This is a genomic window from Levilactobacillus sp. LN180102, from assembly GCF_050106635.1.
Lineage (GTDB): Bacteria > Bacillota > Bacilli > Lactobacillales > Lactobacillaceae > Levilactobacillus > Levilactobacillus brevis.
Genome location: NZ_JBNIIX010000021.1, coordinates 1 through 24,904, shown reverse-complemented (window position 1 = coordinate 24,904; position 24,904 = coordinate 1). Strand labels below are relative to the sequence as shown.

Below are 24,904 nucleotides of genomic sequence, written 5' to 3'. Positions count from 1 at the left end.
AGTAGAGCTGACGTACCAAATAAAGAATAGACAGAGACTGGGTTATGTATAAGTGCTAGACAGATGCCAATTGTTGTTTGACTGATACTTTGGTGAGCAGACTTTCTGTTTCTAATAACATGGCCAATTGCCGCTGGCTAACCGGTCCGATCCCCTCAACGACCAAAGCCGGATTTTCTCGGAGGCCACTGCGAAACCAATTGCGAACAATCCCCTGTAAGCCGTACTCAAATAGTAATAGACCCGATTCATTGCGGAAATGTAACTGCGGACATGCCTGCTTCAGACTCTGTTTTAATCGTTCCACAATCAGATCGATCGTTTCTAAGATAAAATCATCAAATTCCGAATAAGCATGGGAATCGACGACGTGATGACAAAAGTTCTGATGCGCATCAATGTAGCGAAACAAGCTCAGATAACTAGCCAGCCAGTTGTCGGCCGTTACTTTCCCCACCAGCCGCTGTGCCTCGTGATCGAACTGATACTGCAGACAATCAAACTTATCTTGGAAATGATAATAAAATGTCTGTCGATTAACATGGCTTTCCAAAACTAGCCGTTTAACCGTGATCGTATCAAATTGTTCATCATCGGTTAGCCGCTGCAACGTTGCCCCCAGCCTTTCCTTAGTTCTGGATTCCATTCATCCCATCTCCTAATTCTGTCCGTAAGTTCAGGTTAAGTGTGCTCCGTTGGCCCTAAATTTAGTATAGACACTTTCAACTTTATGTATGGCGCACTTCTAGTTAACATGGCCTTTCTCTAAGTGTGCGCGGTAAAGCGTGTGACCAGCATTTATAAACGATCAGATCAGGTCTTGGACGCAACGCAAAAATAGGATGGGATTCTCAAACTGTGAGAATCCCATCCTATTATCCTCTGTATAATGTGTGGTGGCGCTTCGCTGTTGCTGTTACGCATCCATAGCAATCAATACTTTTCCGGATAGATGTCCCGTTGACATTAACGCCAAAGCATCAGTGACTTGGTCTAGCGTAAATATTCTTGGATCAATTGCCGGTACAATTCCGTTGTGTTCGACTAAATCAGTGATTTGCTTTAAAGCGGCCCCATCTGCATGCACGAAGACAAAGTGATAAGTGACATTTGCCTTTTTAGCTTTACGGTCAATGGCGCTACCAGCTAATTTAAAAATGGCTTTTTTCCAAAATGGTAGCGACTGCGACTCAGCAAATGCTTGGTTAGGTCCCATTCTTAATGACACTAACGCACCAGTTGGTTTCATGATGCTTAACTCATGCTCTAGTTCGGAAGTCCCTAAAGTGTCGATCACATAATCAACATCGGATAGCACTTCCCAATAATTTGTTGTACGATAATCAAAGTACCTGTCAGCGCCCGCTTCCAGAGAACGCTTTTCGGCCGATGAATTCCCACTCACTATCACGTTTAACCCCAATAATTTAGCGATTGGAATGGCCATCTGCCCGAATGATCCTGAACCCCCAGGAATAAACACCGTTTCTCCCGCGGAGACTGTCAATATTTCGTGGAAAATTTGATAGGCCGTCAGCCCCGTCAATGGAACGGCAGCAGCCTGAGCCATATCTAAGTTTCGTGGAACTTTGGCAACAGCCATTGCCGCTGTTGCCACAAATTCCGCGAATGCGCCTATTTTTTGAAGTGGCAGTCGTGTATAAACAGCATCACCAATTTCAAAGTCCTTTACATCGCTTCCCTTAGCAACGATAATGCCAGAAAGCTCATTCCCCAGTGTCAACGGGAAATCATATGATTGAATCAGTCGCACGCTACCCGAGGTAATCAACTCTTCAAGTGGATTAACCGCTGCATACGTCACTTTAATCAGGACCTCAGTCGGCGTGATCTTGGGGACCGGAACTTGTTCAACCGTTACGCGTGATTTTTTGGCATATTTTTTTATTTGTGCCGCTTTCATACCAATGACCTCATATCTATAATTTAAGTATCAGTATACGTCATTAAGTAATTTTTTTCTAATATTGTTACTTTTTACCAACTATTAATTCCTTGGAGCGTGAGCCAATGTCAAACCAAACCAAAGAAAAAATTATCATCGCCACCCAACAAATCATGCTGGAAACCGCTTCAATTAACGTGCGGTTGACTGATATTGCCGATCGAGTTGGCATAACCCACGGTGCCCTGTATCGCCATTTCCCAGACAAGCAGTCCATTATGGTCGCCGTTGCCAAACGCTGGTTTGAACAGGCCATTTTGCAAAATATCCATGTTGCGTCAACCGTGATCAATCCACTGAACTTCTTACATGACTGGCTGTGGCAATTTGCAAACGCCAAAAAGGCTGCCTATCGCGACAGCCCCCAAATGTTTGAATTAAATACTTTATATGTTGAAAATGATCCGGCCATTCTGCGGGAGGTTCTTTTATCTTCGATGAAGATGATTGACGATCTAATGAATTTTCATGATGCCACCTATCTGCGAGCCGAGATCATCCTCGCGGCCTTTAGTGAATTTACACTCCCCAGCTTTCGTAAAAGTTGGTATTCCCCCGATTATACGGTGAGATTTGAACGACTATGGCAGCTCATTTCAATGGGACTCACCAACTTATAAGAAACACCACGGTGAGCACATCTTGCTGTCCACAGCATTCCTGACTCATGCTTAATAACACCGCTCATTTAATTGCACAAAAAAAGTCGTCATATCAAGGCCAGATGACCTGATAAAACGACGAAAGGCGTAACAATTGGGCTAGCTGGGTTCGAACCAGCGCATCACGGGATCAAAACCCGTTGCCTTACCACTTGGCTATAGCCCATTATTAAGATGACCCGTACGGGATTCGAACCCATGTTACCGCCGTGAAAGGGCGGTGTCTTAAACCACTTGACCAACGGGTCATAACTGATCTCAATGGAACAAAACCTATTATGCACGAAAATTAATTTTACGTCATTAGACAGTAAAAGGCAAGTGTCAAAAAAGACTAATTTTGACACTTGCCTTTGATTGTCTGAGGTCAAGACTGCCCCAACTGCGCTACAATTAATCATAATTAGCTGTTTCTGAACAAATTAGTGAGACGCTTCACTGGTTCGATAGTGATACCGGGTCAGTCCCAATCCACCAACGACTAGCAGATCAACAACGGCGCATCCCAAAAACAGCACTGAAAACGAGGCAAATTGGCCAATTACTAAGCCACCAACTACCGGTCCCACGGCCTTACCTAGTGAGGAGCAGGCATTGACCAATCCTTGATAACGTCCCTCATCGCCGACCGTCTGCGCATTAATCAGTGCCGGCACCCCTGGCACATAGATGGCTTCACCCAGCGTTAACAGCGTCATCGCAGCAAATAAAGCGCCGGTGCCTGACGTTAGGGTCAAGAGTAAGAAAGACCCACCAATCGCCAGTAGACCACCAATAATCTGGCGCATTAAAAACCGTGGTTGACTGAACCGGGCCATCACAGCCTGCACCACCATCAGAAGTATCCCGTTATACACCCACAGGTAGCTATAGAGCTTGATCCCCAGTCCCTCTGCTTGAATATACACCGAAACATTACTCATCCACTGCGCGTATGTGAGCCACATCAAGACAAGGCTCACGAGCAATCCCACAATCATGAGCGGGGAAAATGGCAAGGTGGCCGTTGCTTCAGCCGGTTCGTCTCTGACCGTCACCGGGATTTCTGCCTGCTGTTCATACGTCCCAGCACGCCAATGCCACAAGCCAATGGCGCCACCATAACAAATCAATAGTAACCCGAAGATGGGCCGGAGACTATGGTGAAATAAAAACCCAATACTAGCCGTCCCCACGACTAATCCTAAATTAATAAAGATATACAGCAGATTGAATAGCCGGCTATCCGCATGGCTCAGTTGCGCCGTCAAGGCCGAAATCAACGTGAGCATGCCCCCGGTCAGCAAGCCAAAGATGACCAGCACTATGGGATAGGCGATCAAGCCATTGTAGAAAATACCCACAGTAGCATCCACCAGTAGGCCCAGTAACATGACCTCACCAACCCGCTTAGCTGAATACCGGTCGGCCAACACGCCACCTAGATAACCGCCAAGCACATTACAGCCCGAATAGGCCGCTAAGATAAGCCCACTCACTACTAAATTCAATCGTAACTGATTATGTAAATAAATGGTCGTTAATGGCCACATCACACTGTAAGCCGTGTTGATTAAGAAACCTAGCATCAACAGGGGCCACAGCTGACGAATCAATTTTCGCATAATTTCATTCCTATCTAGTTACACGCCCATTTTAGCATGCCATCACGAGATCTTCCAAATGAAAGCGGTACCGGTTAAACTGCTATGAAAATTCTAGCGGTTTCTCGCGGTTCATCGCCTTTTAGGCTTGCTAAATCTATGAAAATCAACTAAATTTAAGGGAGGTCTGGATTCATTGAAATTTGGAAACAATTACTAATAGGAGGACACAACATGGGTAACAGCAAAAATAATGCCACGCCGACCGATCTGAACGATCAAATGCAGGTTCGTCGGGATAAAATGAACAAGCTACAAGAACAGGGCATCGCGCCTTTCGGTCACCGCTTCGACAGAACTGACAACAGTCAGTCACTCATTGAAAAATACGATAAGTACGATAAAGAAGAGTTGATGGAAGACAAACATTACGTTGCTGTTGCGGGTCGGATCACCGGTAAGCGCGGTAGCGGTAAAGCTGGGTTCATCGACCTCCTCGACAGAACTGGTGTTGTTCAGGGATATGCCCGTCAAGACGAACTTGGCGAAGAAACTTACGCCCTATATAAAACCCTCGATTTAGGTGACTTCATTGGTGCCAAGGGTTATGTGATTAAAACCAACACCGGTGCTTTGACATTACGGATGACGGAATTTGAATTCCTCTCCAAGTCATTGCGGCCACTTCCTGATAAATATCATGGGCTAACCAACCCCGAAACGATCTACCGTCAACGGTACTTAGATCTGATCTCAAACCGCGAAAGCTTTGACCGGTTCCTCAAGGTCACTAAGATTAAGAAAGCCATCCGGGAATACTTGGACGGTGAAGGCTACCTCGAAGTTGACACCCCTGTCTTACAAACAGAAGCTGGTGGTGCTGAAGCCCGGCCATTTATCACCCACTCTAACGCCTTTGATATTCCGTTATATCTCCGGATTGCCACGGAACTTTACCTCAAGCGTTTGATTGTTGGTGGCTTTGAAAAGGTCTACGAATTGGGCAAGGACTTCCGGAATGAAGGGACCGACTTACGGCACAACCCTGAATTTAACATGGTCGAAGTCTATACCGCCTACACCGATTACACGGACGTCATGGACTTGGTTGAAAACCTCTTCCGGTTCGTGGCTAACAAGGTTAACGGATCTGGCAAGTTGACGTATCAAGGCAAGGATATCGACTTAGACAGCGACTTCAAGCGACTCCACATGGTGGACGCCGTGAAGGACGTTACGGGAATCGATTTCTGGCAACCAATGTCTGATGAAGATGCGCACAAGTTGGCTGAAGAAAACGGCATTCACTGTGAACCTTACTGGAAAGTCGGTCACATCATCAACGCCTTCTTCGAAGAAAAGGTTCAAGATACCTTGATTAACCCAACCTTTATCTACGGTCACCCACTGGAAATTTCACCATTGGCAAAGAAGAACCCGAAAGATGGTCGTTTCACCGACCGGTTCGAATTGTATATCGATGGTAATGAATACGGTAACGCCTTTACCGAATTAAACGACCCTATCGATCAACGGCAACGTTTCGAATCCCAAGATGCTGAACGGGCAGCTGGGAACGAAGAAGCCCACGGTATCGACGAAGATTACGTCGAAGCGATGGAATATGGAATGCCGCCTACTGGTGGTCTGGGTATCGGTATCGACCGGATGACGATGTTATTAACTGATTCCACATCTATTCGTGACGTTATGCTCTTCCCAACCATGCGTCCAAACGACTAACCACGAAAAGAGGCCATTGCATGAAAGCAAACCAACTGATAGCGTTACTCCAAGAACATGATCTCTTACGGAACACAACGCTGCAAGTGGACGACACTGACTTTGCGGGCCTCACTTATGACTCGCGGCAAGTCCAAGCGAACACCCTCTTTGTTTGTAAAGGGTTCAACTTCTCAGTGGACTATCTCCACAGTGCCATTGAAAACGGGGCAACTGCTTATTTAGCTGAAGAAGACTACGGCGTGTCTGTTCCGGTCATCTTGGTTAAAAATGTCCGCAAGGCCTTGTCTTTAGCGGCACAATTATACTTTGACTTTCCCCAAAACGACCTGTTTGTCATTGGGTATACGGGCACCAAGGGTAAGACAACGTCAACGTATTTGACGACCAACATCTTATCCCACGCTTTCCCCCAACAAGTTGCGATGTTTTCTACGATTAACCATATCGTCGGACCAAAACCACAAGACCAGTACCGGGCACATTTGACCACGGCCGAATCTTTCGACCTGTTCAAAGAAATGCGACAAGCCGTCGACAACGGTCAAAAGGTTTTGGTGATGGAAGTCGCGTCACAAGCTTATTTGCTTGATCGCGTTTACGGGTTAACCTTTGATGTTGGGATCTTCTTGAACATTTCACCCGATCACATCGGGGTCAATGAGCATCCCAACTTTGCCAACTACCTGTTCTGCAAAATGCAGTTACTGTTAAATTCACGCAATTGCATTATCAATGCCGAAACCGATCACTTTGATGAGATCTATGCGGCCGCCAAAGTTTCAACGGACCCCGAACACATCTTCACTTACGGGTTCAATCAGACACAGGCATCCCTCTCAATCACCAGTCGACAAGCCACGCTAACGGACAGTCATTTCGACTTAACGGTGCACGATGAGCGCTTAGCCGCTCTCGCCACCACCTACGACGTTTCCGTCCCCGGTGATTTCAATCAAAGTAATTCGGCAGCTGCCATTCTGGCCAGTCATCTGGCTGGGGCGCAGGTCGCTGACATGCAATACGGATTGGCACACACCCGCATCCCTGGTCGGATGGAGTCCATTACCACCAAGCATCACGGGACCGTCTACATCGACTACGCCCACGATTGGGGCAGCATGAATGCCTTGCTGAGCTTCTTGCATACGCAGTTCCCTGACCACCGGGTGATCGCCGTATTGGGGAGCACTGGTGATAAAGGTGAGGATCGGCGTGAAGGCTTCGCTAAAGCATTAAATGACTATGCTGATGCCGCTTACCTGACGACCGATGATCCGGGACATGAAGATCCAATGGCCATTGCCCGTGAGATTGACAGTCATATTGACCATACGAAGGTCAAGACAACGATCATCGCCCAACGGGAAACGGCGATTGCCCAAGCCATTACCACGGCCACAAATACCGATTTGGTCGTGTTAGCTGGCAAGGGTGAAGACGCATATCAAAAGATCAATGGGGTAGATACCCCGTATGCTTCTGATCCAGTCGTCGCCCAAGACGTGATTGACAGCTTAGCCGATGAATCATAGCGGCTTAACCAAAAACGCGTAACCCTTAATTGGGCTACGCGTTTTTTTGACGATTAAACTTATTTACGACGGCGCTTACGCCGTTTCTTTTGGCTAAATTTTAATTGCTTGGCTGGATGTGACTGAGTTAATTGATGATCGGTCATAAATAAAGCCCGACTAGTCGTTGGGTGGGCGCGCAAATAATCCTGCGTAAAGGCATCAACGGCTTGCCGATCACGCGTATCAATCCCCTGCTGTTGCATCGCAGCCGTTAGCTCTTCAAAGAAGTGTTCTAACTTGGGATCATACATCGTGGTCAAGGCGGTGTGCTGGTTGCGGACCCACGCCTGTAGCTCGGTGGCAGCAGGTAACAACTGGTGGTCGGCGAGATAAGTGAATAACGCCGTCAGGGCAAACGGTACTAGGTGAAAAAGTTCGGGAACCCGTTCGCTGTCATCTAATAAATGCGTAAACGGTCCAAACATAATCTCACTAAGCGTTGTGACCGTCCACTCGCTCGGTTGTAAACCCTTACCCGTTATCAGAAGTTCCGCTACCGTATGAATAATGGTAGCAAACCGTTGCTGGTCAGCCGAGGAAAGATTCTGTACTTCGGGTTGCTGCGTCATGGTCTGCACCCAAGTATCCACTTGGGCGACAACCGTTTCGTAAGCCGCCTGCTCTTGATCCGTTGTTTCATGCGGAGCAACTAATGCTGTCCGCGCGGCTTTTAGGGCCTGCAACAAAGCGGCTTCATTAGGCAACGCCTGTGCTTTGAAATAAGCTGTCAAAACTGGTACGACAGCCACGTAATACCGATGTGATTGATCAACCATTGTCGGCAAAGCCGCTAGCGTAGCGGCAACTTGTTGTGGTGTCCAGTCACCCGTTAAGCCGACCGCCTGCCGAACCCGCAACACATCTGCTAGGATAGTTGCGGCATAGTCTTGTTGATTGCTTGATAATTTTGCCAGTCGTTGCGGCGTCAAAAATTCGGCTGGACTCAATGTTGTGTGTGCCATTTGACGATTCCCCTATCTTAAATCTCCATTATCCCTATTATAGTTGAAGACCTATCTAATGGAAAAGTGATTGCCCCATTCTTTTATGTTTGATACAACGTTTTACCTAAAGTCCTTGCACGTTTTCGCAGGATCATTTAAACTGTATTAATTACATCATTATTGTAAGCGCTTCTGATTACGTTAAAGGGGAGTATGAATCATGAACATTCCACGAAAGGTCTGGGTTGACGCAATTGGCGTGGGCCTCTTCACTTTAGTCTATAGTTTAATTATGAGCGGTTTCTCCTTGTGGATGGGCTCTGCCGCTTTTATCGCCGTTTCTTATTTCTTTGGTGCTGGTTTTCCCAAAGACAAACTTTGGAATATTTTACTGAGCTTTGCTCTGGGGATTATATGGGGACTGGCGGCCTTCCGGTTGCTTCACGTCTCTTGGATTGCTTCCCCGTGGGCCAGTGCAATCATGTTTGGTCTCATGACCTTCGTTGTTCTGTTCCTTCAAGGCACCGTCATGAAGTTTACCGTTGTTCCAGCCTGGCTGATTGCCTGGGGAACTACGATGCTGATTATTTCCAATGTGACGATTCATAATTGGTCGCTCTTTGTGTTCCAATTGTACGCGTCCATGTTATTAGGAATTTTCGTCATTGGTTACGCCTCCGACTATTTTTACAAATTAAGCTTCAAGTTATTTCCGACTAAGGACGCCGACAAAACTGCCGACCGACCAGCTGAGGATGATTAACGTATCACCAACTAAAGAACGGTTCCTTCAGAATGCACAACGCACTGAAGGAACCGTTTTTCTTTTAATCAGAGTGAGCTGCGGATAACCGCGCACGCAACTTAGCCCGTTGTACTTTACCATTGCCATTGTGGGGAATCTCCACCACTGGGATAAAAGTTTGGGGAACCTGATAGTGGGCCAAGTGCTGCCGACCAAACGCGACTAACGCCGCCACATCAAGGGGATGGTCACTGACCACAAAAGCCACCGGCACCATTCCCCATTCAGCGTCCGACCGACCAACGACCGCAATATCGCGAACCCCCGGCGCCGATTGATAGGCGGCCTCAATCGCATCAGGAAAAATATTTTCCCCGCCAGAAATAATCATGTCATCCAACCGGCCATCAACATATAAGAAGCCGGCCTCATCTAAATGGCCCACATCGCCGGTATGGTACCAACCATCTGCCGTTAGCTTCGCCGCAAACTTCGCTGGCTGCCCTAAGTATCCAGCGGCTAGCGCGGGTGTTTTTAATAGAATCTCATGCGTCTGTGGAGTCAACTGGAGTTGCGTGGTAAATAACGGTTTGCCTGATGACCCCACATGACTTGGCGCATCCGCAAAGTTTAACGCCACCACCTGAGAAGCCGTTTCGGTCATCCCATAGGATTGCACAACGGGAACCCCTTGCTGCTGACACCGCCGCAACGTGGCTTGATCAATGGGGCCACCCCCCAGCAGCATTCCTCGTAAAGCACAATAAGGTGCCGCCGTGGGGGTCTGTTGATCTAACAGCTTCTTGAGCATGAATGGCACTACCGAAATTAAGGTCACCGGTTCCGTTCGCAAGATGTGCGCAATGGCTGGCGCGTCAAACTGTGGTACCAAGCGCACCGTCATCCCGTAGATTAAACCGCGCATCATAATTGAAAACCCACTGATGTGAAAAATCGGTACCGTACACAGCCATTCATCGTCTGGCATAACACCTAAATTTAAGGCAGAAGCAATTGCTGAGGTATAATGATTCTCGAAGGTCTGTAGCACGCCCTTGGGTTGTCCCGTTGTCCCCGATGTATACATGATACTGGCGACCTGATGCACATCAAACGTTGCGACAAGTGGGCGGGGCGTTGCGGCCGTGGTCAATAACGTTCCAAAACGTACCGCGTTCACCCCCAACCCCTCACGCCATAAGTCATCGGCAACGAGACACGTTGCCACCGTACTGTCTTGTAATTGCCGCCTTAGTTCTGTGGTCGGTAGGCGTTTGTTCAACCAGACAATCGTGTGCCCCGCCCCCAATAAGGCTAAGGCAACTTGATAGCCGGCGAGGGAGTTATCAGTCAGCATCGCTACTCGGGGCTGCGTTAAGGCACCAACCGCCGCCAGTTGACCGGCCACTTGCGTTAAGCGCTGTGCCAGTGTCGCAAATGTCAGTGACTGATGCCCATCCGTCACCGCGATCTTTTGGGGCGCCAACTGAGCTTGCTTCGTGATCCAATTATCCACGACTGTTGCTCCTTTCTATGGAAACTTAGGGTATTGGTCAAAGTCAGGCTGCCGTTTTTCGTTAAAGGCATCACGCCCCTCTTTCCCCTCATCGGTCGTATAAAAGAGCATCGTTGCGTCGCCGCCCAATTGTTGAAGGCCTGCTAATCCGTCCGTATCAGCATTCATAGCGGCCTTGATGAAGCGCAATGCCGTTGGTGATTTCTGCAAAATCTCGTGACACCAATCCAACGTTTCTGATTCAACCTCGGCTAGTGGCACCACTTTATTAATCCAGTTCATTTGGTAAGCCTCTTCCGCGCTATAGAAGTGATTCAAGAACCAGACTTCCTTGGCACGCTTGTGGCCAATGACGCGGGCCAGATAGCCAGACCCGTAGCCCGCATCAAAACTGCCCACTTTCGGTCCCGTTTGACCGAACTGCGCATTGTCAGCCGCAATCGTTAAATCACAAACCAGTTGTAAGATGTTACCACCACCAACTGACCAGCCCTTAACCATGGCAATCACGGGCTTGGGAATTACCCGAATGAGGTGTTGAAGATCCAAGACGTTGAGCCGGGCAATATGGTCAGGACCTACATAGCCCCCGTTACCCCGCACAGTCTGATCACCACCGGAAGAAAAGGCCTTATCACCGGCTCCCGTTAAAATGATCACGCCAATGCTACTATCATCGCGACAAATCGTGAAGGCATCAATCATTTCCTGGATCGTTACCGGCGTAAACGCATTGAGCTTTTCCGGACGGTTCATGGTAATCTTAGCGACCTTATCCGCTCGTTCAAAAATAATTTCTTGGTAATCCTTAACCTGTTGCCAATTTGCTGTTGTCATGCTTTCACAACCCTTTCAAAAGAGGTATTATTATGGAAAATTTATTAACCACCTTAGGCATCAAGCAACGCTTAATCACTAAGACAAAATCGATTATAGCACTCCCTGTGAGCGCTGCCATCAAACAGCCCTATGGCGTCGTCCACGGGGGCATCAATGGCGTATTAGCCGAGACCGCGGCCTCACTAGGCGCCAATGCCAATCTCGATGCTGATCGCGTCGCCGTCGGGGTTAATTTAACCGTCCAACATCTCCAAGCTGTGACCCAGGGGGAATTAATTGCGACAGCTACACCGCTGCATATCGGGCATCATTTGCAGACCTGGCAAGTCGCCATTACAGTCGCTGACCAACTCACCAGCCAGGCCACCGTCACCCTCACAACAATGAAAAAATAATCGTTGGTTTTCAAAAAAGACTTACGCCGTGAAAAAATTTGTGGTACGCTGAGTTCTCGTGGGAAATTCAAACGAGGAGCAACACAATGCCTAGAAATTTTAAAGAAGAACTACTATTTACTGCTGTCATGGCGGGCCTGATGGTCCTAGTGATGGCTGGTTACAACATCGCCTTAGCTGATGGTTTCGGTCATCACTTCATCAGAGAAGTCTTGGTCGGCTACCCCTTAGCCTTACTAGTCGCCGCAATTTGCGATCTAGGGATCATCGGTCCCGGTGTCAAATATCTCTTTTTCCACTACATCATTAACGATTATATGAAAAAGAAACAGATTCGGATCGCCCTCACCATCTCCGTAATGATGGTGGCCGGAATGGTCACGTTAATGTCACTTTTCGGAATGGTCGTCACTCAAAACTTTGGGGGCAACGTCTTCTTGACGTATCTCCACACTTGGATTTTTAATCTCTTTATGGCGTTACCACTACAATTATTAATTGTTGGCCCAATTGCCCGTAAGATTTTATCACTCGTCCAAAAGGTGCCAGCACCCGAACAACCATTAGAAACCGAAACATCTAAAGATTAACCTAACTAAACGTCGCCGCTACCAATCAGTAGTTGCGACGTTTTTTATTTGTCGTTATCCCACGCTAACGACAAACGACCCGCGTTGCATCTGCAACCGGGTCGTTTTTGGTTTCATTACTTTTCGGTGAGTTGTAATTTCGGCCAGCGCTGTAGCCACTGTTTAGTAGCCATACGTTCCCGAAAGATTGCAAGATGCTGCTCATCTTGCTGATAAAAGGAAATGGGACGACAGCGCAGTGCTAATAAATCCGCAACACCGTGTGGCGCAATCAACTGGACCTGCTGTTGTTCATCTAGGTAAGCCCCAATACACGTTGGTACCTCAACAAAGTGACCAATGGCGTCACTAACAGAGGTGAATTCCGGTGCATTTGCAAAATTATAGTGAGCCATATAGACCTCATTTTTCACCTGCCATTGATACTGCGGTGCTTGCCGTCTCAGTGCCGTATAAATCTGTAGATCGGCTTCAACTGGCCGCTGTGGATCAAAGAAAACAACATCCACATCACTAATGAGTTCCACCGGCTGATGGCTCAACACTTGCCACACAGTATTGCGAATACTCCCTGCCGCTAATGCTCCTTGAGGCAAGTGGCATGCCTGAATTAAGCGTAATATCTCCATTAATGCTGGTGTTTCTTCAATGATAGCTTTCACTTGTTTTATTCCTGTCACCATAGCCGCCTCCTAGCCTGATTGTCAGTTTAGAATACCACACCAAATGATGATATCTAAATGGCTAATGTCAATTGTTCCACATGAAACATCATGCCTTAACGTGGTGTCCCGCCAATGTCTAGACTACTGAATATCTCCCACTTATAATACCAATCTTTTATAGTTTATTTTCCACGTAGTCTATGACGACTCTTCACCATTATCGCCTTTACAAATAGTTATCGCTATATATTTTATCCAAAAACATGAATTAGTTACGACGAATATATGCTATGATTAGCCTATAAACGATTATGGGGAGCCTTTTTTATGATTAAAAAATGTTTAGGCCTTTTAAGCAGTCTATTACTCATTGGCATTCTAAGCGGTAGCGTGCTGTATTTTAGCGTTACACCCACGCCAGCCATTGCCAGTACTAAAGTAGCAAAATCCAAAGCAAAAGGAAAAGTCATTGTCTATTACGTTTATGGTAAACGCGGTCACACTGGCAAGTATCTTTGGTCAAAGAAAACATTGACCGGTAAAATCGGGACAACCTATCATACTAAAGCACTCGACCTATTAAACGACTCAGGCTATATGGCCTTAGCTAGCCACTCTAAAAACACGAGTGGGAAGTTTACCCGAAAAACAACCAAAGTTTATTATCGCTACTACGATGTTATCGAACGTGATTATGAATTCAAACACGAAGCCGATTTATATATGGAATTAACTGGCGACCACCGTATCGGTCTTTTTGACCGCAATTTACAAGACGGTGTCGAAGTGGTAGTTGAACGAACCAATTTTTCTAAGCCCTATTATGATGTTTCCTATTCTAACCGCGTCGATACTGGTCACGGCAGTGGTTTGAAAGAATTTCATTATCGCTTTGGTTCCACACATCGTTTCAAGGATAATCGCGATGGTAATATCTATACAATGGCCCTGACAAATAGCGGCGGCATCACCTTCCACGCTGTTGCGACAAAGCATTCCACCATGAATGAATTGGTTCAAGTTAGCGCTCACGGTAAGCTTCTGACGGCTAAAATTAGAAAATAACCGCTAATGCCATTCCCATGATCTGCTAAAATCCAAATTAGATTGCCAAAATGATATCACGGTGATATCATAGAGCTATCAACAGGAGGATATGATCATGGCAAAAGAAAAACAAAAGCGGTTTTTACTACGGATGGACGAAGACCTTTTTCAACATCTATCCGCCGCGGCAGACGCTGATGGTCGGAGCATCAACGCCTATATCGTTCATTTGCTATCCCGTTCGGCACCCACTGGTAACTGGGAACAACGCCAATTAATTGGCCGTTCTTTGGCTGGTAAAGAACTTGATCCGGACTCTGGCTTGGTGTTAGTCGCCGGTATTTACTATCGCTACTTACTCGAGTCACCAGAAGCACCGGACCCGAACGCCAGCTATACCATCACAGAGAGTCACGGGAATATCTTAACGCTCAAAAAAATCTAAGGGGACGATCAGGATGTTTGGAATTAGAATTGTGCGCCAAAATAACGAAGGTTTAGTTGAAACATTAGGAAAGTACAAACACAGCGTCTCGTCCGGTATTCATTTTTACCTACCAGGGGTTCAAAAAATTCGCACGGTTAATCTCGCGATGACGCCACTGGCGCTGCCACACTACTCCGTCATTACAAAGGATAATGCTGATGTTTCCGCCAGCCTCACCCTCAACTATCACGTTACTAATTCGGTCAAATACCAATATGAAAACACGGATTCAGTCGAATCAATGGCCCAGCTGGTCCGGGGACACCTCCGGGATATTATTGGTCGAATGGATCTTAACGAAGCGCTAGGCTCCACGGCCAAAATCAACCAGGAACTGGCAACTGCCATTGGGGATTTAACCGATACGTACGGCATCAACGTTGATCGTACCAACATTGATGAGCTCACACCTTCCAAAGCCATTCAGTCAGCTATGGATAAGCAATTAACGGCTGACCGAGAACGGATTGCAGCGATCGCAAAAGCTGAAGGGGAAGCCAAATCCATTGAACTAACGACCAAGGCCAAAAACGATGCTTTGATGGCGACTGCCTCAGCTGAGGCCACGGCCACTCGAACGCGAGCAGATGCTGAAAAGTACCGGATTGACACCGTCAATTCCAGTCTGGAAACCGCCACGCGCGAGTTCTTCGAAAATCAATCGATTTCGGCCTTTAGTGACCTCGCCAAGTCCCCCGCCAATGTGGTGGTCGTTCCCAACGACCACGTCACCGACCTGGGCCAAATTCCAGCCATCGGGGCGGCTTTGAAGAGTGGATTGGCGCCGCATCCGACTAAACCGGTTGATCCACAATCATAATGACGAAAAACTAAGAAGATCGACCTTCGCAAGGTTTTACCCGCTGTGAAGGTCGATCTTCTTTTATTCTGCACTTACATCTTGATGACGGTAGAAATACGCCAAGGTTCCTAAACTAAAAGCCACCACCATGCCAACTAAAATCGCAACTTGCTCGGTAATCGACCCACCCAGAGAAATCGTCTGGTGAAGACCACTCATCGCAATGGTCATGGGTAAATACGGATGAAACGCGCGCAAGAGTGGATTCGTCAATTCAATCGGATAGGTTCCTCCAGAGCACCCAATCTGAAAAATCATAAAGAGCAGCATTAGCCACGCTCCCGTCAGCCCCAGCCATAGGCGAAAACAAGTGACGAGACTAAAGAAAGCCAGAATAATCAATAAACTAAATAGATAGGTCGCTAGTGGGTGTACCGGTCGAAGACCATTAACTTGCCAGACGCCGAGCCACAGTGCACTAGCTGCTAGCACCACGAAGCCCCATAGGAAGCTCATTTTATCTAACCACGCTAAGGCAAAGTAACGGTATTTTCCGTGACGCTGGCCAGCATCATAAATAATATTGAGGGTAATACACCCGACAAACAACGCAATGGTCATAAAGTACGGCGCCATCCCCGTTCCATTATTAGCTAGTGAATGGGTATCCCGTTGAATCAAGCGAATTGGCGTGACCTGGGCCCGCCGCTGTGCCGGCGTGACTGCTGTCATCGCTTGTGCACCACGGGCTAACTGCGTTTGCAACCGTGATAAGGCCAGGGTTGCGACAGTCCCCTGGTTAGCCGCCGTCAGTTGGGCGATTTGCCGCAATTGACCAGCCGTGAGCCGGGTTTGCTGCGCCAACTGTTGTCGGGCGGCCTGTTGCTCCGCTTGAACGACGGCTTGATTCAACCGGATTTGTAGCTTAGTCATGGCTGACTCCCCCATCTTGGCGGCGACGGCACTTTGACCAGCATTTGTCCGATAGGTTACGTGTAAGGGCCGGGTAGCCGTCGGTAAATGCCGCAACTGATGCGATGCCTCTCGTGGGATCTGTAAGACCAAGTAGACGTGCCCCGTAGCCAGCTGCTGTTGGGCGCGCTGCATTGGCATTTGTCGAAAATCCAATGAGCGATCCCGGACCAATTGGCGGGTCACCTGCCGGCCCCACGCCATTCCCGTGACCGGCCGATCCTGATTGACGACAGCCATCGGTAAATGCTGGAGTTCCCCATATGGATTCCAAACAGATGCTAAAAACGTGACTGCATAGACCAACGGCACCACTAAAATTCCCAGTAAAATTCGAATCACTGCCGGATGTTGGTGTAGATACCGCATTTCGTGTAAGGCCATACTCGCCATCCCCCTTCGACGTTTAAAATTGAATGAACGGTTCATTCAATTTCGACCTTAGTCTAACCGAACCACTGGAAAATACGCGCATCCACTCCCAAATACCCCCGGTTACGGCGGTGGCTTATCAAAATTCCCCTTAATAGCTGCGGTGCAACATGGTTCGCAGTTGTATCAAAACAGCTGGCAATGCTTGGCGACCAACTGGCTTCTCAAAACTATCGTACTGCTTGTGCGCACACCACCAAAAAATCAAGTCAACCACAATCATGCCATCTGCTTCGGTCGCCGTCCGCCGTTGTCGCATGAGAAACTCCCCAACTTGTTGGTAGAGTCGTTGCCGATAGTCACGGTATAGCGCAGTTAGTGCGGGATTCAAGGTCGGGTTGTGTTCCAGTATCAAAAAATAACGGCCATACCGTTGAAAAGTCGTCACCAAATTTGTCAGCAAATCATCTAAGTCATCAGCTCGTTGGCAGCTTTGAAACTGCTCCTGCCACTGGTCATAGGCCGTCTGAGTTTGCGCTAATAATTGGGTCTGGTCCACCGTTGTCAATGGCAAGGTGGTGCCCGTTACTGACACACCCAATGTTGTCAGGAAAAGCTGATCACGCAACGCGGCTTTACTACTAAAGAACCGGTAGAGACTACCAACTGCTAGGTGTGCGTGCCGGGCAATCGTCTGCATCTGCGTCACCTGATACCCCGGCTGAATAAACAGATCACTAGCTGCGGCCAAAATTTTTGTGATTTTTTCGTCATCTGTCATGGTCATGCTAAATCCCCCCTTTTCTTTTATCATACCGGTAACCGTCAGTTGGCTTGGCCGAACCCGTTTGGTTAGTCCTACCTGGCTTACAAACATCAGTTAATTATTAATAATTAAAGCTTAATAAGAATTAATCATTAAATTAGGAAAACCCGTATAGCTTTTAGGGTCATTGCCTACCGCATTCAGCACCGTCCTTGCTAACCTATCATCAATTATTATCTCGCTGATAATTACTAAATCGGTTAATAACAAATCTTTTTTATTTTAGGGTTTGACAGATTTACCCCTAAGCGGTATGCTTGCCTCAATTCAAAAATCGTCCGAAACAAACCATTGAAGTGGAGATCAAGCTTATCATGCCCGCAAAGAGAGTCGTCGTTGCTGAGAGTACGGCCGAACGCAGGTAAGTAAATGGACCACCGAGGGCTTCCCCGAATTTATAGTACGGGAAGACGTGCGACATACGTCAGTTGTCAGGGAAATGTTAGTTTCCTGTGGAGAGGGGCGCAGACGCTTATTTGCGTATCTGCGTTCAATTAAGGTGGTACCGCGGTTAAAAGTTAACCGTCCTTAACGCATTGGCTGTTAAGGGCGGTTTTTGTTTACTTTTTTCTTAGGGGGATTCATCTATGTTTAGTCGATGGCAACGCTCAGTGGCTGTAACAACTCAGAATTTCAATCAATTTGGAGGAAACCACTATGAGCTTATTAGATCACAAGAAAGCACTCGCCGTTTGCGGCGGGATCATTTTAATCGGCGGCATCTTTGCTGTGACCGCCCACTCGAAGTCAACTAAGACAGCAACTGCCCAACATCTAAACCTTTATGAGACGGCGACCATTGCCAGTCTTGATACGGCCAAGATTACGGATAGCGTTTCGACCAACACACTCAGTCAGGTCGGCGAAGGCCTGTACCGGTTAGACGCCAACAGCCAAGCTGAAAATGCCTTGGCCACTAAAACGACCGTCACCAATGATGGCCACACTTACACCATCAAGTTGAAGCCCAATACCAAATGGAGCAATGGTCAACCCGTGACCGCTCAGGACTTTGTGTATTCTTGGGAACGAATGCTGAACCCGAAGTCTAAATCGGAGTTCACCTACCAGTTCGCAAACATCAAAAATGCCACCGCAATTGCGGCCGGAAAAAAGGCCCCATCCACACTTGGCGTTAAAGCAGTCGGCAAGTATCAACTCAAGATTACGTTGAGTAAACCGGCCTCTTATTTCAAGCGGATGTTAGCCAGCACCACCTACTACCCGCTTAACAAAGCCGCGGTCGAAAAATACGGTAACCAGTACGGTAGCTCGGCTAAAACGACCGTTTACAATGGCCCATTCGTCTTGAAAAACTGGACTGGGACCAACGATAACTGGAAGTTGGTTAAGAATCCTGCCTACAGCGCCGCCAAGACGGTCAAGCTGTCCAGTATCAATTATCAAGTTATTAAGGCCAGTTCAACTGCCTACAACCTTTATCAATCTAAAAAGCTAGATACAGTCACCCTTAATGGTGAAGAGACCACGCAAAATAAGAATAATCAGGATTTGAAGTCACTTGCGGCCGGTCGAATTGGGTTCATGCAATATAATGAAAAGAACCGGCTCACCGCTAACGCCACGTTACGTCGAGCAATTTCTCTAGCAATTAATCGGCAGCAATTGACTAGCAAGGTCCTCAAGGATGGGTCCAAGCCTGCCAAGACTTTCGCCATTCACAATATGTTGAAAAATCCTAAGACGGGAGCGGATTTCACCACTGATGCCCAGGTAGCCAACACGGCCGATTACAACCCAACATTGGCTAAACAACTCTACCAAAAAGCCCTTAAGCAGTTGGGTAAGCATCACGTAACCCTGACCCTCACTTGCCAAGACGATGACACGACTAAGAATTTGGCCGAATTCATCCAAAGTTCTTTGACCAGTAAGTTGGGCCTCAAGGTAACGGTCCAAGCCTTACCCTTCCAAACAATGCTCGGCAATATCTCGAAGGGGAATTTTGAAATGAACCTAACTGGCTGGAGCATGGACTATGCTGACCCGATTCAGTCATTACAAATTCTAACGTCAACCAACAATTCCAATATGGGCCACTATAACAGCCGAACCTATGACCAAGCGATTCAGCACGCCGAAGGAACTGACGCACTCAACAAATCAGCTCGGTACCAAGATCTGATCAAGGCAGCCAAAACGGCCATGACCGATCAAGCCGTCACACCCCTCTACGAAGCACATACCAGTACTTTGGTTAACCCCAAGGTTAAAGGCGTCATTTACAACAAATTTAACGGTAGTGCCGACTATCGCCAAGCCTACGTTGCGAATTAACGTTAGCGGCATGTAAAAAGATCACAACCATTAATTGGTCGTGATCTTTTTTATCCCCAAGCCGTTGAAAAGTTCTCAGCTTGCACCATTGCAGAGACAGTCAAAAACGGTATAATTAAGTTGTTATATCAACTACACGTTTTCAAAACTAAGCTGGCGCTGAGAAAACAGCTAATCGCGCCATCGTGGTCGATTAAAACGTTAAGAAAGGTCTTTCGACTTTATGGAAAATCAAGTGCCCTTACGTCACCACCACTATCCGGAAACGGAAGCTGAGTACGAGGCGGAATTAACCGAAACAGAAAATGAATTTGCTGAACAACTTGAAGAAGTTGAGGAAAAAGCCCACAAACAAATTCAACGTTACCTGCTCTGGGGGTCTTTGAGCGTTGTCGTCAACATCGCCATGTTCTACCTCTTTAACAGTATCTTTGGCGTTGAATATCAAATTTCTAACTTACTGGCTTGGGTCTTCAGTGTCCAAACCGCCTTCTGGGTTGATAAACTGCTGGTCTTCAAGCATGCCTCCGATCATCCCTTCCGCGATATGGGAAAGTTCTACGGCACCCGCGTCTTTACCTATATTTTGGAAGCCGTTATCCTCTATGTAGGTATCTCACTACTGAGCTTCCACCCAACCATCACCAAGGTCATTGGTCACGGGTTGGCCGTCATTGGCAACTACTTCTTCTCAAAGTGGTTTATCTTTAATAACAAAGCGCATACAAAAGCTTAACCAAAAAGCCATCCTGCTAACAGGATGGTTTTTTTGACGATTTTAATCGCGACGTAAGTGTAAAATTGGATAGGGTTGCCCCGCATCATCTAACGCATCCCGACTCACGATCCGAAATCCTTGCCGTTGATAAAAGGCCAAGGCTCCCGGATTTTGTTCGTTCACATCAACCAAGCGTAGGTTTTGTTTTTGATTTAACCGCTCGATGATCTGGTGACCGTACCCCCGCCGGAAGCTATCTGGGGCAATGAAGAGCATCGCTAACATCGGGCCCTGCCTACCGGAAAATCCGATTAACTTCGACCCATCTAACCACTTGGTCAACTCTACCGCTGCAAAGTAGGTCGGTAATTGTTCGCGAATTTTTTGGCTATCAGTAGGCGTCAAAAAGGTGTGGGTTGCCGTCACCGAAGCTTGCCAAAGCGCGATCAGTTCTGGATAATCTTGCCGTGTTGCTGGATAAGCCATTAACATATTATTGTCTCCTTTCGCTATACAGGTAGTGGCCCGGCCTTAAGACGTGTAGAATAAAAGCATCTTAAAGTTCAAAAAGGAGCCGGGTATGTCAGTTACCGCCATTCTGACCGCCATTGGGATATTTTTCGTTACGGATACCGATGACTTGGTCGTATTACTTCTATTATGGTTAGCCGCTAAAAATCGCCAGCAGCGCCAGCAAATTATCGCCGGACAATACCTTGGGATTCTTTCCCTAATTGCCATCGCTTGGCTGGTCAGTCGTGGCGTGCTCCATTACGATGCCGCCCATCTAACGCACTGGCTTGGATTGGTCCCCTTAACGTTGGGCCTCGTCGGTCTCTGGCAGTGGTGGCGGGAACGTCATGGCCCAATCGCGACACCCCGCTTAGCCCAACCCGTCAGTCTACCACTGGTTTGGTCGATGACCATTGGCAATGGCGGCGATAACCTAAGCATTTACATTCCTTATTTTACCAAATTATCACCGGCTACTTTCAGCGGTGTCCTCGTTATCTTTCTCGTATTAATTGGGGTGTGGTTAGGCGTTAGTTATCGTCTAGCCCGGTCTCACACGACAACCCGTTTCTTTGAGCGCTTCGGTACATGGCTGTCGCCGTTACTATTTATCACGATCGGCTTGCTGATTCTACTCTAATGTTTCACATGAAACACCCATTAATTAAAGGAGGCTGTTATGCCCACTATTACGTTCGACACGCAAAGTTTACGCACTCATCGTCAACAACCGCTAACTTTCTCCTTGGCAACATTGCGCCGACTGAGTGGTGACGCCCAACTATTCCGTATCAGTACGACGACCTCATCTACCGGGTTAATTGCGGCAACTGCTTATCACGCCGCTGAAAGCACCTTGGGGTATCGGGACTTCCACTACTTTTTAGATGAAGCGAATTTAAGTGCCGTGCTCCTCACCACCCCGGCTAATCAAGCAGCCGTAGAACGGCTTTTCACTTACGCCAAAGCTCACCAGTTATTTTCTGAACACTGACGAAAGAGAGCGTGGGTCAAAAGGTGCTTAGCTGGCGCACGTTTTAATACCAGATATTTGGCAACGCAAAAGAGCCTGGAGCCTTCACTCCAGGCTCTTTTAGTTTAGCTAAATCAGATCTTGCCCTGCAAAACCCGTGCGGTCAGCCGCCGTAATCGGTCGTAACACCTGACAGGGATTGCCGGCTGCCACCACGTGTTCTGGAATATCATGGGTGACTACACTGCCGCCACCAATCACCGTTCCCGCGCCGATCGTGACGCCAGGAAGAACCGTCACATTCGCAGCTAGCCAACACTGATTGCCAATGGTAATCGGCTTAGCAATACAGCCCCCTTGCGCCCGTTCCGTCGGATCAATTAAATGATTACTAGTATATAATCCCACCTTTGGCCCGAATAACACGGCATCACCAATCGTAATAGGAGCACCATCCAGCATGACCACGTCATAATTCGCATAAAAATCGCGGCCAACATGGATGTTATCCCCAAATTCACACCGAAAGTTGGGATTAACCAGGGGACGAGGCCCCACCGAACCAACCAACGCGGTAAACAAAGTGGCCTTAGCATCTGGGTCAGCAGTAGCATTCAACTCATCAGTGAGGCGGGTTGCCCGATCACGCCGCTGAATCAACAGCGGGTCTAAGTCATTATAAGGCTGTCCAGTCGCCATATAGGCATATTTTTCTGGTAAGTTCATCATTTTTCCTCCCCAAACTTGGCCGCGAACGGCTGCATCATGTGGTCTAATAACTCATGATTCAGCGTTTGGTCCCACCAGTCAGTCGGCACCGACTGTTGTGGCCGTTCAAAGGCCATTAAGGATGCCGCCACAGTCGCCACTGTGTCACTGTCACTCCCTAAATTTGCTGCCGCTAAAATACCGGTGGCTAAGTCGTGGTGGTTTAGTGCAATCCACACCGCGGCCTCTAACGTATCCACCACGTAGCCGGTTGAGCGAATGGCCGTAGCTGGTAGTTGCTGAAAGCGCGGCGTAAAGAGTCGTTGGTACGTTGCAGCTTCACTAGCAAATTTTTCATGAGTCGCCACAAAAGTTATTAGGGCTTCCTGCACGTGGGATAATGCCTGACGTAAGCTCATCCCCATCATTAAGTCACGCAATAATTCAATGTAGATGAAGCTGCCCATGATGGCCCGGAGATGGCCGTGTGTCACCACCGTGTAATTATGAATAACCGCAAACCGGTTATCCTGATTATCTTCATTTTTTAAGACCAGGGCTAGCGGTGCAATCCGCATCAAGGCCCCATTGCCATTGGCATTCCCGGCAGTATCCCCACAATGCAACGGTTCAATATGATTAATCGCATATTGCCGCACTGCATGGGCACAGGTCCGCCCAACATCAAAGGTGGTGCCCGTTGGGGTGTAGGCTCCCGTCATCATGTAACGTTCGAACTTATCCATAAGGTCGGCGTAACTGCCCTGCTCATTGATGTTTGCCAAAAGACAAAGCGTCATCGACGAATCATCAGACCAACTACCAGTCGGTTGGTCCCATGAACCATGGCCCGTCATGCCGGTTAGCTGAAAGGTCCCGCGCGCCTTCATTTCCACCGGGACCCCCAGCGCATCGGCTACCACCGCTGCGCGTAACACATTGAGAATTTCTTGAGCAGTCACGTTATCACCCTCCTAATTATCTCTAGCATAACAGACTCCGTGTTAAAAAAGGGGGGAAGCTAAAAAAGTGGCGAGATAATTTTTTTAAATTATCTCGCCACTTAAGCGCCTACTTATCGAAGATGTTATTGATTGTTACGTTGCAAAACCCAGCTAGTTGATAAATCCATAGCTGCACGAGTGGCGTGCGTGTCATCCAATGAGTTAACCATCACAAAGTCATGAATCATCCCTTGGAATTGAACTTGTGTGACAGCGACACCGGCTTCACGTAGCTTGTTAGCGTACGCTTCACCTTCATCACGCAACACGTCTGCTTCGCCATTTAAAATCATAGCCGCTGGCAAGTCTTTCAACTCATCCAGGCTAGCCCGCAAAGGTGAAGCCGTAATTTCTGCCCGTTGCTTTGGATCCGTTGTATACTGATCCCAGAACCACTGCATCCCTTCTTTAGTTAAGTAGTAGTTATCAGCAAATTGGTTGTAAGATGGCGTGTCAAAGTTGGCATCCGTCACTGGGTAGTATAACAATTGTTGATTGATCTTAATGCCTTGGCGTTGCTTGGTCATCAACGTCATAACCGTGGCCATGTTCCCCCCAACAGAGTCACCGGCGACCGTTAACCGATCGACATCAAAGTTCTCATCCTTAGCAATTTCAGGCAATTGTTGCAAAACCGCATAATTTTGCTCAATGGCCGTTGGATACTTGGCTTCGGGAGACAGCGTGTATTCTGGAAATACAACGACTGAATGTGTCCGCACAGCAAGTTCCCGCACGAGCTTGTCATGTGTTTTGGCACTCCCAAATACCCAACCAGCACCATGAATATAAAAGATAACTGGCATCTTGGCATAATCGCCAGCGGGACGAATAATGGTAGATTGCAAATTTAATCCGAATTTTTGGACAAATTTGTCAGCATAACCTGATACGGTGTTTGCCAGTCGAGTATTTTAAGCGGTCGCTGGTTAATTTGGAGTAACGTCGTCGTTAAATC

26 protein-coding genes, 2 tRNA genes, 1 pseudogene and 1 other annotated feature are annotated in these 24,904 nt (G+C 47.6%); of the genes and pseudogenes, 13 read left to right on the top strand and 16 right to left on the bottom strand.

Translation table 11 applies throughout. From position 1 onward, the window contains the following. Positions 1 to 55 precede the first annotated feature (55 nt). Positions 56 to 646 (bottom strand): TetR/AcrR family transcriptional regulator C-terminal domain-containing protein, encoded by a 591-nt coding sequence (locus ACP4IT_RS11125; RefSeq protein WP_011666888.1) that lies wholly within the window; start codon positions 644 to 646, stop codon positions 56 to 58. A gap of 270 nt (positions 647 to 916) precedes the next feature. Next, a complete protein-coding gene (locus ACP4IT_RS11120) occupies positions 917 to 1,924 on the bottom strand; it encodes an NADP-dependent oxidoreductase (RefSeq protein ID WP_015473029.1) in 1,008 nt (335 codons plus the stop codon). 107 nt (positions 1,925 to 2,031) lie between these two features. On the opposite strand from ACP4IT_RS11120, the gene ACP4IT_RS11115 reads away from it, so the two are divergent. After that, a complete protein-coding gene (locus tag ACP4IT_RS11115; RefSeq protein ID WP_011666886.1) occupies positions 2,032 to 2,586 on the top strand; it encodes a TetR/AcrR family transcriptional regulator in 555 nt (184 codons plus the stop codon). 136 nt (positions 2,587 to 2,722) lie between these two features. Here the strand turns inward: ACP4IT_RS11115 and ACP4IT_RS11110 are convergent. The 3 genes from ACP4IT_RS11110 to ACP4IT_RS11100 all read right to left on the bottom strand — a co-directional run bounded on the left by ACP4IT_RS11110 (position 2,723) and on the right by ACP4IT_RS11100 (position 4,232). Continuing rightward, a tRNA-Gln gene (locus tag ACP4IT_RS11110) sits at positions 2,723 to 2,794 on the bottom strand. A 9-nt stretch (positions 2,795 to 2,803) separates the two neighbouring features. Further along, positions 2,804 to 2,876: transfer RNA gene (locus ACP4IT_RS11105), tRNA-Glu, on the bottom strand. Positions 2,877 to 3,050: 174 nt separating this feature from the next. Continuing rightward, the gene (locus ACP4IT_RS11100) at positions 3,051 to 4,232 is read right to left on the bottom strand and encodes an MFS transporter (RefSeq protein ID WP_156646917.1); all 1,182 of its coding nucleotides are present in this window, start codon (positions 4,230 to 4,232) and stop codon (positions 3,051 to 3,053) included. Between the two features lie 213 nt (positions 4,233 to 4,445). On the opposite strand from ACP4IT_RS11100, the gene lysS reads away from it, so the two are divergent. Then, positions 4,446 to 5,954 carry a lysine--tRNA ligase gene (lysS, locus tag ACP4IT_RS11095; protein ID WP_011666884.1) on the top strand — a complete coding sequence of 503 codons (1,509 nt, stop codon included), beginning with the start codon at positions 4,446 to 4,448 and terminating at the stop codon, positions 5,952 to 5,954. Positions 5,955 to 5,974: 20 nt separating this feature from the next. Continuing rightward, positions 5,975 to 7,489, top strand: coding sequence for a UDP-N-acetylmuramoyl-L-alanyl-D-glutamate--2,6-diaminopimelate ligase (locus ACP4IT_RS11090; protein WP_123830899.1), 1,515 nt, complete (start codon positions 5,975 to 5,977; stop codon positions 7,487 to 7,489). Positions 7,490 to 7,548: 59 nt separating this feature from the next. On the opposite strand, the gene ACP4IT_RS11085 is transcribed toward ACP4IT_RS11090, so the two are convergent. Beyond that, on the bottom strand, positions 7,549 to 8,493 hold the full coding sequence (locus ACP4IT_RS11085; protein WP_024855286.1) for a hypothetical protein: 945 nt from the start codon (positions 8,491 to 8,493) through the stop codon (positions 7,549 to 7,551). A gap of 202 nt (positions 8,494 to 8,695) precedes the next feature. Here ACP4IT_RS11085 and ACP4IT_RS11080 point away from each other — a divergent pair, with 202 nt between their 5' ends. Continuing rightward, positions 8,696 to 9,238, top strand: a complete 543-nt coding sequence (locus ACP4IT_RS11080; RefSeq protein ID WP_011666881.1) for a DUF1097 domain-containing protein — start codon at positions 8,696 to 8,698, stop codon at positions 9,236 to 9,238. 64 nt (positions 9,239 to 9,302) lie between these two features. Here ACP4IT_RS11080 and ACP4IT_RS11075 read toward each other — a convergent pair whose 3' ends face one another. Both ACP4IT_RS11075 and menB read right to left on the bottom strand, forming a co-directional pair. Further along, positions 9,303 to 10,736: an o-succinylbenzoate--CoA ligase gene (locus tag ACP4IT_RS11075; protein ID WP_015473023.1), complete on the bottom strand. Its 1,434-nt coding sequence runs from the start codon at positions 10,734 to 10,736 to the stop codon at positions 9,303 to 9,305. A gap of 15 nt (positions 10,737 to 10,751) precedes the next feature. Next, positions 10,752 to 11,573: a 1,4-dihydroxy-2-naphthoyl-CoA synthase gene (gene menB / locus ACP4IT_RS11070; RefSeq protein ID WP_047021559.1), complete on the bottom strand. Its 822-nt coding sequence runs from the start codon at positions 11,571 to 11,573 to the stop codon at positions 10,752 to 10,754. Between the two features lie 32 nt (positions 11,574 to 11,605). Between menB and ACP4IT_RS11065 the strand changes: the two genes are divergently transcribed. Next, complete coding sequence (locus tag ACP4IT_RS11065; protein WP_011666878.1) at positions 11,606 to 11,971, top strand: PaaI family thioesterase; 366 nt, start codon at positions 11,606 to 11,608, stop codon at positions 11,969 to 11,971. Between the two features lie 86 nt (positions 11,972 to 12,057). Continuing rightward, on the top strand, positions 12,058 to 12,561 hold the full coding sequence (locus ACP4IT_RS11060) for a DUF2798 domain-containing protein (RefSeq protein ID WP_011666877.1): 504 nt from the start codon (positions 12,058 to 12,060) through the stop codon (positions 12,559 to 12,561). Between the two features lie 116 nt (positions 12,562 to 12,677). Here the strand turns inward: ACP4IT_RS11060 and ACP4IT_RS11055 are convergent, their stop codons facing one another. Continuing rightward, the gene (locus ACP4IT_RS11055) at positions 12,678 to 13,244 is read right to left on the bottom strand and encodes a nucleotidyltransferase family protein (protein WP_086231764.1); all 567 of its coding nucleotides are present in this window, start codon (positions 13,242 to 13,244) and stop codon (positions 12,678 to 12,680) included. 309 nt (positions 13,245 to 13,553) lie between these two features. On the opposite strand from ACP4IT_RS11055, the gene ACP4IT_RS11050 reads away from it, so the two are divergent. The 3 genes from ACP4IT_RS11050 to ACP4IT_RS11040 all read left to right on the top strand — a co-directional run bounded on the left by ACP4IT_RS11050 (position 13,554) and on the right by ACP4IT_RS11040 (position 15,580). Next, positions 13,554 to 14,291 carry a MucBP domain-containing protein gene (locus tag ACP4IT_RS11050; protein ID WP_011666875.1) on the top strand — a complete coding sequence of 246 codons (738 nt, stop codon included), beginning with the start codon at positions 13,554 to 13,556 and terminating at the stop codon, positions 14,289 to 14,291. A gap of 97 nt (positions 14,292 to 14,388) precedes the next feature. Beyond that, positions 14,389 to 14,718 carry a toxin-antitoxin system HicB family antitoxin gene (locus ACP4IT_RS11045; protein WP_041815058.1) on the top strand — a complete coding sequence of 110 codons (330 nt, stop codon included), beginning with the start codon at positions 14,389 to 14,391 and terminating at the stop codon, positions 14,716 to 14,718. Positions 14,719 to 14,731: 13 nt separating this feature from the next. Beyond that, a complete protein-coding gene (locus ACP4IT_RS11040; protein ID WP_096109506.1) occupies positions 14,732 to 15,580 on the top strand; it encodes an SPFH domain-containing protein in 849 nt (282 codons plus the stop codon). Between the two features lie 63 nt (positions 15,581 to 15,643). Here ACP4IT_RS11040 and ACP4IT_RS11035 read toward each other — a convergent pair whose 3' ends face one another. Both ACP4IT_RS11035 and ACP4IT_RS11030 read right to left on the bottom strand, forming a co-directional pair. Continuing rightward, entirely contained in the window at positions 15,644 to 16,918 is a 1,275-nt protein-coding gene (locus ACP4IT_RS11035) for a YhgE/Pip domain-containing protein (protein ID WP_225416976.1), read from the bottom strand. A 139-nt stretch (positions 16,919 to 17,057) separates the two neighbouring features. Then, entirely contained in the window at positions 17,058 to 17,693 is a 636-nt protein-coding gene (locus ACP4IT_RS11030; RefSeq protein WP_043022711.1) for a helix-turn-helix domain-containing protein, read from the bottom strand. Positions 17,694 to 18,014: 321 nt separating this feature from the next. Further along, positions 18,015 to 18,265: a binding site (T-box leader), on the top strand. A 124-nt stretch (positions 18,266 to 18,389) separates the two neighbouring features. Here ACP4IT_RS11030 and ACP4IT_RS11025 point away from each other — a divergent pair. Both ACP4IT_RS11025 and ACP4IT_RS11020 read left to right on the top strand, forming a co-directional pair. Beyond that, on the top strand, positions 18,390 to 20,030 hold the full coding sequence (locus tag ACP4IT_RS11025; protein WP_156646913.1) for a peptide ABC transporter substrate-binding protein: 1,641 nt from the start codon (positions 18,390 to 18,392) through the stop codon (positions 20,028 to 20,030). Positions 20,031 to 20,253: 223 nt separating this feature from the next. Continuing rightward, on the top strand, positions 20,254 to 20,766 hold the full coding sequence (locus tag ACP4IT_RS11020) for a GtrA family protein (protein ID WP_011666869.1): 513 nt from the start codon (positions 20,254 to 20,256) through the stop codon (positions 20,764 to 20,766). Positions 20,767 to 20,808: 42 nt separating this feature from the next. Here ACP4IT_RS11020 and ACP4IT_RS11015 read toward each other — a convergent pair whose 3' ends face one another. Next, positions 20,809 to 21,240 carry a GNAT family N-acetyltransferase gene (locus tag ACP4IT_RS11015; RefSeq protein ID WP_011666868.1) on the bottom strand — a complete coding sequence of 144 codons (432 nt, stop codon included), beginning with the start codon at positions 21,238 to 21,240 and terminating at the stop codon, positions 20,809 to 20,811. A gap of 88 nt (positions 21,241 to 21,328) precedes the next feature. Here ACP4IT_RS11015 and ACP4IT_RS11010 point away from each other — a divergent pair, with 88 nt between their 5' ends. After that, on the top strand, positions 21,329 to 21,901 hold the full coding sequence (locus tag ACP4IT_RS11010; RefSeq protein ID WP_011666867.1) for a cadmium resistance transporter: 573 nt from the start codon (positions 21,329 to 21,331) through the stop codon (positions 21,899 to 21,901). A 39-nt stretch (positions 21,902 to 21,940) separates the two neighbouring features. Next, entirely contained in the window at positions 21,941 to 22,255 is a 315-nt protein-coding gene (locus ACP4IT_RS11005) for a hypothetical protein (RefSeq protein ID WP_011666866.1), read from the top strand. Between the two features lie 108 nt (positions 22,256 to 22,363). Here ACP4IT_RS11005 and ACP4IT_RS11000 read toward each other — a convergent pair whose 3' ends face one another. The 4 genes and pseudogenes from ACP4IT_RS11000 to ACP4IT_RS10985 form a co-directional block, all read right to left on the bottom strand. After that, positions 22,364 to 22,960 carry a sugar O-acetyltransferase gene (locus ACP4IT_RS11000; RefSeq protein WP_041815052.1) on the bottom strand — a complete coding sequence of 199 codons (597 nt, stop codon included), beginning with the start codon at positions 22,958 to 22,960 and terminating at the stop codon, positions 22,364 to 22,366. Next, positions 22,960 to 23,904, bottom strand: coding sequence for an ADP-ribosylglycohydrolase family protein (locus ACP4IT_RS10995; protein WP_011666864.1), 945 nt, complete (start codon positions 23,902 to 23,904; stop codon positions 22,960 to 22,962). The genes ACP4IT_RS11000 and ACP4IT_RS10995 overlap by 1 nt, the downstream gene beginning before the upstream one ends. Positions 23,905 to 24,029: 125 nt before the next feature. Further along, positions 24,030 to 24,794, bottom strand: coding sequence for an alpha/beta hydrolase (locus ACP4IT_RS10990; protein WP_015473012.1), 765 nt, complete (start codon positions 24,792 to 24,794; stop codon positions 24,030 to 24,032). A 2-nt stretch (positions 24,795 to 24,796) separates the two neighbouring features. Next, positions 24,797 to 24,904 (bottom strand): annotated as a pseudogene (locus tag ACP4IT_RS10985) (IS30 family transposase); the annotation flags it as partial.